13 protein-coding genes are annotated in these 12,860 nt (G+C 37.8%); 6 read left to right on the top strand and 7 right to left on the bottom strand.

The features are described from left to right. Positions 1–463 precede the first annotated feature (463 nt). From G504_RS0112750 to G504_RS0112740, 3 genes are all read left to right on the top strand, one after another. Positions 464–1,849, top strand: coding sequence for a purple acid phosphatase family protein (locus G504_RS0112750; protein WP_019670577.1), 1,386 nt, complete (start codon positions 464–466; stop codon positions 1,847–1,849). Positions 1,850–2,008: 159 nt separating this feature from the next. Then, positions 2,009–2,719 (top strand): class I SAM-dependent methyltransferase, encoded by a 711-nt coding sequence (locus G504_RS0112745; RefSeq protein ID WP_019670576.1) that lies wholly within the window; start codon positions 2,009–2,011, stop codon positions 2,717–2,719. A 56-nt stretch (positions 2,720–2,775) separates the two neighbouring features. Next, positions 2,776–3,249 (top strand): acyl-CoA thioesterase, encoded by a 474-nt coding sequence (locus G504_RS0112740; RefSeq protein WP_019670575.1) that lies wholly within the window; start codon positions 2,776–2,778, stop codon positions 3,247–3,249. Positions 3,250–3,314: 65 nt separating this feature from the next. Here G504_RS0112740 and G504_RS0112735 read toward each other — a convergent pair whose 3' ends face one another. The 7 genes from G504_RS0112735 to G504_RS0112705 form a co-directional block, all read right to left on the bottom strand. Further along, positions 3,315–4,334 carry a hypothetical protein gene (locus G504_RS0112735; protein ID WP_019670574.1) on the bottom strand — a complete coding sequence of 340 codons (1,020 nt, stop codon included), beginning with the start codon at positions 4,332–4,334 and terminating at the stop codon, positions 3,315–3,317. Continuing rightward, positions 4,312–4,923, bottom strand: coding sequence for an AAA family ATPase (locus tag G504_RS0112730; protein WP_019670573.1), 612 nt, complete (start codon positions 4,921–4,923; stop codon positions 4,312–4,314). The genes G504_RS0112735 and G504_RS0112730 overlap by 23 nt, the downstream gene beginning before the upstream one ends. A 284-nt stretch (positions 4,924–5,207) precedes the next feature. After that, positions 5,208–5,930, bottom strand: coding sequence for a DUF6090 family protein (locus G504_RS18695; RefSeq protein ID WP_019670572.1), 723 nt, complete (start codon positions 5,928–5,930; stop codon positions 5,208–5,210). Then, positions 5,927–6,670, bottom strand: coding sequence for a hypothetical protein (locus tag G504_RS0112720; RefSeq protein ID WP_026348564.1), 744 nt, complete (start codon positions 6,668–6,670; stop codon positions 5,927–5,929). The genes G504_RS18695 and G504_RS0112720 overlap by 4 nt, the downstream gene beginning before the upstream one ends. A gap of 10 nt (positions 6,671–6,680) precedes the next feature. Continuing rightward, positions 6,681–7,445 (bottom strand): DUF6090 family protein, encoded by a 765-nt coding sequence (locus G504_RS0112715; protein WP_019670570.1) that lies wholly within the window; start codon positions 7,443–7,445, stop codon positions 6,681–6,683. After that, positions 7,442–8,173, bottom strand: a complete 732-nt coding sequence (locus G504_RS0112710; protein WP_019670569.1) for a DUF6090 family protein — start codon at positions 8,171–8,173, stop codon at positions 7,442–7,444. The genes G504_RS0112715 and G504_RS0112710 overlap by 4 nt, the downstream gene beginning before the upstream one ends. 89 nt (positions 8,174–8,262) lie before the next feature. Beyond that, the gene (locus G504_RS0112705; protein ID WP_019670568.1) at positions 8,263–9,018 is read right to left on the bottom strand and encodes a DUF6090 family protein; all 756 of its coding nucleotides are present in this window, start codon (positions 9,016–9,018) and stop codon (positions 8,263–8,265) included. Between the two features lie 285 nt (positions 9,019–9,303). Between G504_RS0112705 and G504_RS18690 the strand changes: the two genes are divergently transcribed. The 3 genes from G504_RS18690 to acsA all read left to right on the top strand — a co-directional run bounded on the left by G504_RS18690 (position 9,304) and on the right by acsA (position 12,860). Then, entirely contained in the window at positions 9,304–9,786 is a 483-nt protein-coding gene (locus G504_RS18690) for a hypothetical protein (RefSeq protein ID WP_083930769.1), read from the top strand. A 127-nt stretch (positions 9,787–9,913) separates the two neighbouring features. After that, entirely contained in the window at positions 9,914–11,017 is a 1,104-nt protein-coding gene (locus G504_RS0112695) for a CapA family protein (protein ID WP_040444215.1), read from the top strand. A 109-nt stretch (positions 11,018–11,126) separates the two neighbouring features. Further along, positions 11,127–12,860: an acetate--CoA ligase gene (gene acsA / locus G504_RS0112690; protein ID WP_019670565.1), complete on the top strand. Its 1,734-nt coding sequence runs from the start codon at positions 11,127–11,129 to the stop codon at positions 12,858–12,860.

Below are 12,860 nucleotides of genomic sequence, written 5' to 3'. Positions count from 1 at the left end.
TTCTTTATGCCAATTAATACAATAGGATTATTCAATCTTGTATTCAATTGAATGCTGTAATTTCAAGGAAGCAATCCCCTCTCTGCAATAGATTCATTATTAAAAGAAACTCAGGCAAATTGGAAAGAGCACTTTGTGACAGCACCACCCTTAGGCCCATTTCCGAACGGAGAGAGGAAATCAATCCCGTCCAGACCGCATAAATCCTTGATAGTTCGTTGACTGTCAAGGATTTTTATTTTTAACATCATTGATAGGTAAGTTCAAATAAACGATCTATGAATAGACAGAATTAAAGACAACCCCATAGCAGCAATAAATTAACAAGTTAATACATCCTTAAGTTGTACACAATTAAAGAAAGACAATCCACAATTTGTGATGAGGCTTAACATTAACATTGCCTTAAATAGTTGGTTTTGAACCGAACATAAAATACTTTTGAAAGTAAATAAATTGAACAATGACCCAAAAAAGTACAGTATTCCTCATTTTTATGCTACTATTGAATTTTGCGTTGCGTGCACAAAATCCAATTGCAACCGAACCCCATGGCCATAGTCATTATATTGAGCATGATTCAGTGACCGCCCATAAATTGATTTTTCCATCCAAGACGCCAGATCGGGTAATAGCAAACCTAACAACAGATCCCGCCCACAGTTTTGCGGTCAATTGGCGAACCGATCAGCAAATTAAATCTGGAGTGGTAGAAGTTGCCTTAGCTACCGACGGACCCGAATTCTTGCTTGGGGAAGTTCGCAAGATTACTGCAAAAAGACAATTGTTTCAAAACCGCAACATAAATGAACCTTTGGTCAAGGCGGTATATTATTCGGCCGTAGTTCCTGATCTTGAACCCCATACAATGTATGTGTATCGCGTTGGAAACGGGTCGGATGATGACGGTTGTTGGAGCGAGTGGTTTCAATTTACTACTGCGCACACTGATAGTAAAGAACCGTTTAGTTTCATTTATTTCGGGGATGCCCAAAACAGCGTAAAATCGATGTGGTCACGGGTCATTCGGAATTCCTACAAGCAATTTCCTCAAGTGGACTTCATGTTGCATGCCGGTGATTTGATCAATGATAGGGACGCGAATTTAGAATGGGGAGAATGGTTTTATTCAGGCAGTTTTATTCATGCGACAGTACCAAGTATGATGACTCCTGGCAATCACGAGTATCGAGACGGTGTTTTAACTTCTTTATGGAGGCCACAATTTACCCTACCCGAAAATGGCCCTACTGAAGAACTGAAGGAAACATGTTATGCCCTTGACTATCAGAACATGAAGTTGATATCAATAGATGCAGAGGGTTTCAACAAAAGTATGGAGTCACGTGCAGCACAAATAAAATGGCTGGATAGTGTTTTGCGGTCCAACACAAAAAAATGGACAGCAATCACGATGCACTATCCTATTTATTCAACAGCCAGGGGAAGGGACAACAAAGAGTTAAGGGAAGCTTTGCAACCTTTAATTAATACCTATGAAGTCGACTTGGTATTGCAAGGCCATGATCATACCTATGCCCGCGGTTACATTGAGAACGAGGGCAAAGGCCTTACGGTAGTAAAAAATGCCGGAACAATTTACGCGGTTTCGGTAAGTGGACCAAAAATGTACGAATCAAAAGACCAGGATTGGATGGTACGAAGGGGAGAATATACCCAACTATTCCAGATAATTACCGTCTCAAAGAACATTATAAAATATGAAGCGTACACACCACTGGGAAAACTTTACGATGCATTTGACCTAATTAAGAAGAAAAGTCGTAGAAAGTTGAAAAACAAAGTGCCAAACTCTGCTGTTCGGTTAAAAAAGGATTTTGTTGAGTGAAAGTATTAGACCCCACTAAATCTGCATCCAATACGATAATTAATAATTTAGTCACATAGTCCATCCCGATAGCTCCTTCTCCATAGTATTACGAAGGAGAAGCTATCGGGACCCAAAAGTTCAAATAAAGGATAAAACAAATCACTAAAAGATACTGAAATGAAAAATATAGCTTTGATTTTAACATTTTTTCTATGTATTGGATGTAAAAATAACCATCGTGACATAAATACTTCCCAGGTAAAAACAAGCGGTCACGAGGATCATAATGATACCCGATCAGAACATAGCTCAGCTAATGAGCAAATGCACCAATCTTCCGTTGAAAAGCTGATCGAACGATTCGAGTCTCCAGAAAGAGATGCGTATCAACAACCTGAAAAAGTTTTGGAATTTTTAGGGGACCTACAAGGTCAAACGATTATGGATATTGGAGCTGGTTCTGGTTATTTCTCCGTGAAATTAGCAGAAAAAGGGGCGAAAGTTATTGCGGCGGATGTGGATGATGAGTTTCAAGAGTTTCTACAAAGACGAATCGAAAAAAACAATTTAGATAATATTGAAACCCGTAAAATACCGTATGATTCCCCTAACTTGAAGAAGGAAGAAGTGGACATGGTATTAATCGTTAATACGTATCATCATATTGAAAACCGCCTTGAATACTTTACTAAGGTAAAAAAGGGCACAAAGCCTGAAGGCCAGTTGGTGATTATTGATTTTTTCAAATCTGAAATCCCCGTGGGTCCTCCCTTGGGTCATAGGTTACCCATCGATGTTGTAGTCAATGAATTAAAAAAAGCGGACTATAATTCTTTTGAGGTAAACGTAGATTTGCTTCCATATCAATATATTATTAAAGCAAAATAATGTTTGTAGAGTAAAAGAGTCTGTGACAATTTATAAATGTATTAAAAACGCATTTTATGTCAGATTGTATAAATGTTCAAATAAAGGATAACATGATAGATTATAATTCCAATAGTTATGCAAGTCTTGAACTTCCTGTTCAGTGGGGCGATATGGACGCAGCGAAGCACGTGAACAATACTATTTATCTTCGTTGGATGGAATCAGCCCGAATCGAGATGTTTCAAAAAATGCATAAAGGCGAATTTGTGTTCAAGAATATAGTGCCAATTCTGGCCTGGCAGGATTGTAAATATATCTTTCCAGTTACCTTTCCAGATATTGTTATCATTAACTTGGATATTATCGAACTATTAGAAGATAGAGTGCTTTGTGAAGGAAAAATTTATAGTAAAAAGCATAAACGAATTGTAGCTATATCCAAATCTTTGCTAATGGCCTATGATATGGAGGAATTAAAAAAACATCCTTTTCCTGAGACATGGAGAAAGTCATTCATAGATTTTTACGGTGAATCGATTTTAAAATAATTCAGTTGCAAACAAAGTTCAAATAAACCCTTCATACTTAGTATGAGAAATTTTTTTAAACCGATTTAAATTAAACTAAGGGTTTTCAAATAGCTTTCCATCAACCGAAGGTATTTATCTACTTCAAATAATGCTTTTGTTCTTGCATTTTCATTCACAGCACTCTTTGCCCGCAAACTATTGACCTTGGCACGTACATTAGCCCGATAGGCCTTGTAAAAAACAAAAAGATGGTGTTCTTCCGACGATTTCATGGAGGGAAAAAATTCATTGTAATATTCCATGAATAGCTCAGATAAATCTTTTTCCCCAAATGCATCGAGATCCATACAGAGGAAGGCAACTTCGTTCAAAACATCAATTTGCCGGTAATCATCATTGAATTCTATACAATCGAAAGGCTGAGGCGATGGCAGTAAAAAAATATTCCTGGAATGAAGGTCGCCATGGCAATCCCTGAAGAAACCGGCCCTTAGTCTTTCTGCCAGCAATTCCTTGTTTTTCTCTAAAAAAGTGTTAGAGGTTTTTACGGCATTGGCAATAATAGATGCATATTTATCGCCATTTGGTTGCGCTTTCAGATATTTCTTTTCCGCTTCCAAATCGTTGAATTTTTCCTGAATATCCAGCATGTCCTTTTGTTGGATTATAGCAGTATTCTCATGAAAGCGGGCGATTTTTTTGGCCAGGTTTTGAATGTCCGATTTCGTTACTTTTTTTTGAAGCAAAAGCCGGTCCATTTGTTTGGTCCCATCCATTTTAAACATCCTTACGGCATATTCGATTACCGTTCCTGCTTTACCTCCTATTTTATAATGATCATTCAATTTATTTACAGGAACCACATCCAGGTAAATGCCAGTGGTAAGGCGCTTGTTCAATTCAATTTCCCTTTCGCAATATTTTTTTCGTTTTTCAAGGGTAGAAAAATCAAGAAATGAATATTTAATGGGCTTTTTTATTTTGTATACGAATCGGTGACAAATAAACACCCAGGATATGTGGGTTTCAATCAATTGCCTTTCTGTTGAAACTTCGGGAAATTCCCCTTCTAAGAGCAGGCTATTTATCTGTTCCTGTATCATTCTTCCAACCCAGGTACCTGGCAGCTTTTAGCAACATTTCTTCAATATTATTATTAGTGGATTCCAACACCAAATGGGGCTTATTAAACGGTTCCCATTGTTGCCGGATTAGTTTATACACTTCAAAATCGGCTTCACTATAAGGCCTGCTTTTCTTTAATCGCTCTTTGATCGTACTCTCGGCCGAATGTATTTCAATATAAAAAACCTCGTCCAGATCTGATAATTGCTTCATAAACTTATCTCTGGTTTCCTTTTTATGGAATGTGGCGTCGAGCACCAGATTTTGACTAATGGCAATTGCTTCTTTCGCTTTACTGAGCATAGTATCATAGACCTCTTTTTTCTCATCATAGGAATATGTTCTTTTTGCAAACAGTTCCTTCCTTAACTTATCGCTATTCAGATAGCTGGCATCTATAATTTTGGCAAGTCTTGAAGCAAAAAAACTCTTGCCTGTACCCGGCAAACCAAAAACAAATACAATCATCCTGTTTACTCTTTTAGGATACGAAGTTAAACCGGGGATTTCAGAAGTTTGATGATTAATATCATAAGCCACATTGCGCTTAAATGATACACATATCATGCGATTTAAAACAGAATAAATCAATTAGACCATTAAATGAAAAAGTTTCTTTTTGCTTTTAATTCTTCCATAATTTTTTCTCTGGCATCCCTCTCTTTTTATTTAAGTACGATTCGAGCATTTTAAACCTCTTGTTAGCAGTATTATTATCCTTTTTATATTTCTATATAACTATTAATCAACGGATCCCAGGTATTGATACGAGAGGAAACATATAAAGCCCGGCAGACAGTATATATAAATGGTTTTTATCCCACATACAAACCCACTTACCTATTTTTGAATTATTGATTTTGCAGTTTCTCCTTAATTAATTGAAGGACAATTTGACTCTCTTCGAGAACTACCCGCATTCTTGTATTAAAAAAATTTCGCTGGATTTTACGTTTATGAATCATCGACAAAAAATACGTATCATTCATTTGCACATCAAAGTCGTAGGGCTTCAATATCAGGTTGTTATTCCCTGAAACGGGAAAAAAATTGCGATCTATATATTCGATTTCGGCACTCGTGGAAGACCAGCTAAACATTTTTAACATTTCGGGAAACGATTCATCAAAAAGTTTTACGATTTCATTTTTAAGAACGTCATCCTGAATGTAATCAGACCCCATATTCTTTAAAGATTCATATGCCACATCTGAAAAATGAAAATCGTCAAGGTTCAATAAGGCACTGTTTAAAACATTATCAAGTGAATCTGAATAGGGAATGTCCCTTTCCAGCACTTTAATGACATAATCAGAGTATTCATTAAAACGTTCGGCTTTTCTGATGTATTTCTCTATATTTTCAATGTTGTACTCAATATTATTAGCCAGTTCTTCCAGAACCTTTATACCCTTTTGAGCGTCTTTCCGTTCTTCATTCCAATTATTAATCTGCAAGGCAATCAGGATCCCAATAACCACCAACAAAATCTCTCCGATAGCATACCTCATATATTTCAATGGCTTGTTATCGTCTGCGAGATTTCTGCGTATGCGCCTAAAGAAATTAATCATTTTTGTCTTTCCTTATTTCCATTGGTTAGAAATATTATTCGATCTAACGCTTTTCTAATTTTATCTTCTTCATCCTCTACAACATTTAACAAAGTGCTCGCATCGCCACGTCGATCAATAATTAAATTTTCAAATTCTATCGAGTTCATAAAAGATAAATCTACCCTATCATCATTAATACCCTCAATATAAGGCCGTGGTATTCTTTTTGCCAAATATGGAATTATAGTTTGCCGGGTATAATTTATTGCCTGCCCCTCTCTTTCGAAATAGTCAGATATCAGATCATCCCATTGAATTAGCAAAGATCGAAGTTCAGTATTCGAAATAAATTCAAAGGACGAGGTATTGATTAAAGCTGAAATAGATCCCATTGATAAATCGGCCGTGCCGAGATTTCGAATCTCACTCAATGCTCTTGATAAAGAGTCCTTATTCATTTCACTTCGGATAACAGGTAGTGATTTTAGCAAATAGTTGCACTGCTCCCGAATGTGTACATAAGTTCTGATAGTGCTTTCTAACTCTTCTTTGTTGAATTTAAATTCAATATTAATTTCTCTGAGCAACAGACTTTCCCTGATGGAGTTGATTCTATTTTGATTCCAATTATTGATCTGCAAGGCAATTAAAATACCTATAACCACCAGCAAAATCTCACCAATGGCATATAACAAGTATTTGGAAATGTTGTTCTCTTTGAGGAATTGATGACGGAGATGTCTGAAGAATTTGATCATTTAGTCCTGCTTATTTGTTTTTTAACTTTAGATCTTGTTCACAAAGGATAATTATTTCCTCAATACGCTTTTTGAGTCGTTTATAATTGTTTTCATTTTTTTTATTCCATATTCTGTGGCTATTCACAATGTTTTCAAATTCCTGCAATTTATAAATGTCCCGGTAGTCCGTGTTGAACCCGGAGGGAATATCAGTTATGTAGTTCATACCTCCGGAAATGTTTGTGTAGTTTGAATTTCTGTAAAGGAATGGTAAAGTAATAGTATTCCTTTCATTTACTGCCCAAGTCTCATCTTCTTTCACATCGTTAAGTATTCCGCCCCAATTGGAAAGAATATTTTTTAATTTATCATTTTTTAAAATATGTATTTTGCCCGAATTGATAATGTCTTCCAGTATGCCACCGCTTGCATCATATGTAATAATACCCAATAAGCCGGTGCTTATAAGTGAATCACTTTCATGTCTGGATAATTTCATTTCACGGGTTCCTGTGTTTTTTAATAATGCCTCAGACTTTTTCTGAATTACTTGTGCTTTCTCGATAGAACGATTCAATTCAATTTCATTAAATTTAAATTCTTTATGAAGAGACTGTAAAAGCTCTATTTCTTGTTTATTTGTTTTCCTTATTTCATTCCAGTTATTTACCTGCAATGCCAATAATATCCCTATCATTACCAGGACAATTTCACCCATGGCATAAAATATGTACTTTGAAAACTTATTTTCAATAATAAATCGCCGACGTAACCGATGGTAAAATTTTATCATAATTTATCGCTCAAAATGGTTTGCAGATTTTTGTTTTTTTCCTTCAGTGCGCCCAGCGTAATCAGGGCATTCGATGTGCTCATTCTGAGAGCTATCAGCAACCCTTTAAAATCTGAATCCTTAAAATGTTTTGAAATCACATCCATGTCCAATGTATTCCCAATATCGCTGTTATCATACCTTTCCGGGGTAAAATAATTCTCAATTTTCGTGGCACTTATATTGCCAAAATAATCCCTTACCTCATTTTTTATAATACTTTCAAGACGAACGGCGTCTGAGATGGCGGCATTTTCATATTTAATATAAACATTGACCTCTCGCCTGATATGGAGATCTTTAATAAATTCCAATTCGGTTAACTGATTCTTGCCGGAAATCAGATTGAGTTCGGGAGCAGCATTAACCCGTCTTATATTAAATGTGCTATCCTGTATACCATTGTTCTGCGAAAGCTGATACAGGTAATAATGCAAGTCCTGCTTTTTAGTAAGATTTGTTAGCATCTGGTTGATGGTCTGCTCATCGTTTTGCAGGTCATTAAGTATGTTTTGATAGCGCTGTTTTTCAACCTGCTTTTCTTTATTTTCTTCATTCCAGTTATTGATCTGCAGGGCGATGAGAATTCCAATCACCACCAATAGAATTTCCCCTAGGGCATACCTTAGGTATTTTAATGGCTTGTTATCGGCTGCGAGTACTTTGCGTAATGGTCTGAAGAAGCGCATTGTTTTCAAGATAGTTCTTATAAATATACCGAAATTCCGGTAAGCGGGCTATAAGACTTTATTGCTGGTCTTTATTATATTTCAAGGACTTATGGCCCAAGTGCTTCCAATTCATCGGACACCAGCTGGAGGCCATAATTGAGTGTGCTTTCGAAATAGTTAAGTCTGTGAATGAAATTAGATGCCATATCCTGCTCAATTTTAATACGATCCAATAGTTCTTTTTTATCAAGGATCCTGCTATCCAATGGGATGCTCACTAATTTATAGCTGCTGTCAGGTAGCCGTATCAAAGTACGTTTCCAGAGGGCGTCGTGCATAGCGGTAATATCGTGCTCTTCCCGCAGGTTATTTATAAATCCATTTGTAAATTCTTCTACCCTGGGCAGGTCGAGCTCGTAAATTGCCGTGAGCCCTGAGCGGACGGAATCATTACTGATCTTATCCAGACCAACGGATTTGATGGTTTCATAAGGCCCGATGTTATAGTTGAGGTAATATGAAATTGTCATTTTATTGTATGCCTTCAGAAGGACCGAATCCGGGTAGGATTCTTCCGACGCAACCATTTTCAGCATTTCCTGTATGCCCTGTAGTTTTAACTCATTCCTCTCTTTTAAAAACTGGCATATGCCCAGATCATCACTAAAAGCCTTCTTGACTTCAGTAAGCATGCGGATCTCAAATTGTCTGGACAGCCTGTCTTCATTCCAGTTATTAATCTGTAATGCGATAAGTATTCCAATTACAACCAGTAAAATTTCCCCTAAAGCATATCTGGCGTATTTCAGCGGCTTGTTATCATCTGCCAGTTGTTTGCGGATTTTTCTGAAGAAGTTGATCATAGTAAGGAAGTGGTTGGTTGTTCTTTCTAAGGTAAGGAATTATTAAATATTCCTTTTAGATTGATTTGGTATTGATCATCCCATGCTTTCCTGCTTTAAAAATACTGTTCTGTCCAATCTCTATACATTAAAAGGACATATTCCGGATTTCTCTTAAAATTTTTCCGGTAAGTAAGCATAAATCTGGATGACGCAGGTCATTTACTTCATCTTTCTTAGTCACTACATTTGTTTTTATCCATTGTTATGGTGGAGAATCAAATCCTTAATTTTAAACAACATCTTATGTCTGGTAAAAATAAAACTTTGCGCAAGCTGTCTGATTATTTACTGATTTTTATCCTGTTATGTGTTGGCTTAATTATAAGCAGTTGCAATGAGCAAGCGATTGGATTTGCGTTACCTGAAGGCGACATTGAAGTAGGAAAAGCAACCTATAAGAGATTAGACTGCAATGAATGCCATAGTATTTCGGAGATTGAGTGGAAGGCAGGAAGTGATAATATTAACATACAGCTCGGTGGCGAAGTAGCTGTTCAGAAATCCTATGGAAATCTGGTCACTTCGGTTATAAATCCTTCGCACAAAATTGCACCACGCTACAAACAAAAAACCTCTGTCGAAGCTACCGAAGAAGGTCTTTCAAAGATGAAGAATTACAATGAAGTTATGACTGTGCAGGAACTCGTGGATTTAGTTACTTTTCTTCAATCAGAATATGAAGTAGTAGGGATACCAACATCGGATTACTATCCTTATCATTATTGAAGAATTACTGACCGTACCGAAACGGCGATTTAGGCAGCAAGTGTTTCACTACCTTTCATTTCCATGATCTGAATCATTTTGTGCTTCTTGCTACATGTCTATTTTTATCCTTACAGGCAATATTAAGATGGATCAAACACTTAACCTGTTTCTTTGCGGTGATGTAATGACCGGGCGCGGCATAGACCAGATATTGCCCAATCCAAATGATCCGGTGATTTACGAAGGCTATCTGAAAAATGCAAAGGACTATGTAAAACTTGCCGAAAAAGCAAGTGGTCCTATTAAACAAGCTGTGGATTTTAATTACATCTGGGGTTATGCCATAGGAGCTATGAAAGAGGCCGACATCAGGTTAATAAATCTGGAAACCAGCATTACCAAAAACGGGGATTACGTTAACAAAGGTATCAATTACAGGATGCATCCCAAAAATATTGCATGCCTTACCATAGCCAATATAGATTGTTGTGCCTTAGCCAATAACCATATATTGGACTGGGGTCAAAAAGGGTTATTGGAAACCCTGGAGACTTTGGAAAGTGCAGAAATAAAATATACCGGTGCCGGGCTTAATATCAGGGAGGCCAATACGCCTGCTATTTTATCTGTAAAGGACAAAGGCAGGGTTCTGGTATTTTCTTTTGGCTTATCCTCAAGTGGAATCCCCGCTGATTGGAAAGCAACTGAGGTTGTCCCGGGACTGAATGTACTGGTTAATTTATCTATGGAGACCATCAAAAGGATCGGAAAGGAAATCAGACAAGTAAAACAGACGGGAGACCTGGTCGTAGTCTCTATCCATTGGGGCGGTAATTGGGGTTATAAAGTCCAGGAACCGCACAGAATATTCGCACATAACCTGATTGACCATGCAGGGGTCGATATTGTCCATGGTCATTCCTCACACCATTTCAAAGGATTGGAAGTATATAAAAACAAGCCGATCATATATGGCTGCGGCGATTTTCTGAATGACTATGAAGGAATCAGTGGCCATGAATCTTACCGCAGTGATCTGGGCCTGATGTATTTTGTTAAGTGGGATTGCACAAAAGGAAATTTTGTCTCGCTGCTATTGGTCCCCACACAAATCAGGAAATTACAAATAAACAAACCCAATAAAAAGGATTGTAACTGGATAAAGAATGTCCTGAACCGGGAAGGGAAAAAGTTTGGCACCAAAGCGGAATGGGTTAATGAGCATACTTTGAAACTGATCTGGAATTGATATTGTTGTTAAGTCCGAAAATAAGCGTGTTCAATGATCAAGATCATTACAAAACCAATAATTCCAAACTATATTGGATGCCTGAATAATAGATTTGATTCCACTTATCATGAAAGACACTTTATACATACCAGGGAAGGAAACACCAAATATGCCGGATTATGATTCTTTGTGTGATAAGTTTAAATGGGAGAATGAATTTAAAAATTTAGAGAGGCTCCCGGGAGGCGGGCTAAATATCGCACACGAAGCAGTAGACCGGCACGCCAATAGCCATCTTGCAAATACAGTTGCCCTTAGATGGATTCGAAAGGATAGATCCTTAATAGATTTCACCTATTCCGATTTAAAAATTCAGACCTCGCAATTTGCAAATGTTCTGGAAAAGCTGGCTATAAAAAAGAACGATAGTGTTTTTTCTCTTGTGGGAAGAATTCCTTACTTATACGTTGCCGCATTGGGAACACTAAAAACCGGAGCTGTATTTTGTCCCATGTTTTCAGTTTTTGGACCAGAACCTGCATTTCAGCGCTTAAGTAAAGGGAAGGCAAAGGTTTTAATAACTACAACAAAACTATATCAGAAAAAAATAAAACAATTGATGCCTCGGCTTCCGTTGCTTAGGCATATTTTATTGACAGATGCAAAACAACATATAGACGAAAAGGTCTTGTCGCTATCCATGTTAATGGATGAAGCTCCTGATGAATACCTAATTAGTAATACACAGCCGGAAGATCCTGCTTTATTGCATTTTACAAGTGGTACCACCGGGATGCCAAAAGGTGCTTTGCATGTTCATCAGGCCGTCCTTACACATTACGTTACCGGAAAATATGTTCTCGACCTACAACCCGGGGATATATTCTGGTGTACAGCCGATCCTGGATGGGTAACCGGAACTTCTTATGGGATCATTGCTCCACTTGTCAACGGGGTTACCAATATTGTGGATGAAGAAGAGTTCGATGCGGAGCGCTGGTATTCCATTCTTGAAGAACACCGTGTAAATGTATGGTATACCGCTCCAACTGCTATCCGCAGGTTAATGCGCCTTGATTTTAAGCCCCTGGAAAAGTATGATCTGTCTAACCTGCGCCTAATACATAGTGTTGGGGAACCCCTGCATGCAGAGGAAGTAATTTGGGGTAAAAAAACTTTTGGGATGCCCATTTGCGATAACTGGTGGCAAACGGAGACCGGAGGCATCATGATTTCTAACTATAGCTCTATGGAAGTACGGCCTGGTTCAATGGGCAAACCATTGCCGGGGATCGAGGCTGCAATTGGAAATATTGTTGAGGACAAAGTACAGCTCTTAACAAAACCCATGGAACAAGGACATCTTTTGCTAAAAAAAGGATGGCCCTCAATGTTCAGGGCATATCTCGATGAGGAGGAACGCTATAAGAAATGTTTTAAAGGGGAATGGTATGTTACCGGTGATCTGGCAAAGAAAGATGAGGATGGCTATTTCTGGTTCGTGGGAAGGGCCGACGACATTATCAAAACATCCGGTCATATGGTAGGGCCATTTGAAGTGGAAAGCACCTTGATGGAGCACCCCGCAGTGTCTGAAGCAGCTATCATAGGGAAACCAGACCCCCTTATCGGGGAACTGGTTAAGGCCTTTGTTGTTTTAAAACCCGGGCATGAAAGGAGTGAAAAAACGAAACTGGATATCAAAGGATTTTCCCGTAAAAAATTGGGGCCGGCGGTAGCACCTAAAGAAATAACATTTACGGACAGTTTGCCTAAGACAAAAAGTGGTAAAATCCTGAGGCGATTATTAAAAGCTAGAGAGCTGGGGTTACCCGAAGGAGACAAATCAACATTGGAATAA

The sequence above is a fragment of the Eudoraea adriatica DSM 19308 genome, from assembly GCF_000382125.1.
Lineage (GTDB): Bacteria > Bacteroidota > Bacteroidia > Flavobacteriales > Flavobacteriaceae > Eudoraea > Eudoraea adriatica.
This window is presented reverse-complemented; position numbering and strand designations above follow the sequence as displayed.

What these genes read in the sequence shown, in the direction of transcription:
- G504_RS0112750 (WP_019670577.1), top strand. Translation starts at nt 464, where the DNA reads ATGACCCAAAAAAGTACAGTATTCCTCATTTTTATGCTACTATTGAAT.
- G504_RS0112745 (WP_019670576.1), top strand. Translation starts at nt 2,009, where the DNA reads ATGAAAAATATAGCTTTGATTTTAACATTTTTTCTATGTATTGGATGT.
- G504_RS0112740 (WP_019670575.1), top strand. Translation starts at nt 2,776, where the DNA reads ATGTCAGATTGTATAAATGTTCAAATAAAGGATAACATGATAGATTAT.
- G504_RS0112735 (WP_019670574.1), bottom strand. Translation starts at nt 4,334, where the DNA reads ATGATACAGGAACAGATAAATAGCCTGCTCTTAGAAGGGGAATTTCCC.
- G504_RS0112730 (WP_019670573.1), bottom strand. Translation starts at nt 4,923, where the DNA reads ATGATATGTGTATCATTTAAGCGCAATGTGGCTTATGATATTAATCAT.
- G504_RS18695 (WP_019670572.1), bottom strand. Translation starts at nt 5,930, where the DNA reads ATGATTAATTTCTTTAGGCGCATACGCAGAAATCTCGCAGACGATAAC.
- G504_RS0112720 (WP_026348564.1), bottom strand. Translation starts at nt 6,670, where the DNA reads ATGATCAAATTCTTCAGACATCTCCGTCATCAATTCCTCAAAGAGAAC.
- G504_RS0112715 (WP_019670570.1), bottom strand. Translation starts at nt 7,445, where the DNA reads ATGATAAAATTTTACCATCGGTTACGTCGGCGATTTATTATTGAAAAT.
- G504_RS0112710 (WP_019670569.1), bottom strand. Translation starts at nt 8,173, where the DNA reads ATGCGCTTCTTCAGACCATTACGCAAAGTACTCGCAGCCGATAACAAG.
- G504_RS0112705 (WP_019670568.1), bottom strand. Translation starts at nt 9,018, where the DNA reads ATGATCAACTTCTTCAGAAAAATCCGCAAACAACTGGCAGATGATAAC.
- G504_RS18690 (WP_083930769.1), top strand. Translation starts at nt 9,304, where the DNA reads ATGTCTGGTAAAAATAAAACTTTGCGCAAGCTGTCTGATTATTTACTG.
- G504_RS0112695 (WP_040444215.1), top strand. Translation starts at nt 9,914, where the DNA reads ATGGATCAAACACTTAACCTGTTTCTTTGCGGTGATGTAATGACCGGG.
- acsA (WP_019670565.1), top strand. Translation starts at nt 11,127, where the DNA reads ATGAAAGACACTTTATACATACCAGGGAAGGAAACACCAAATATGCCG.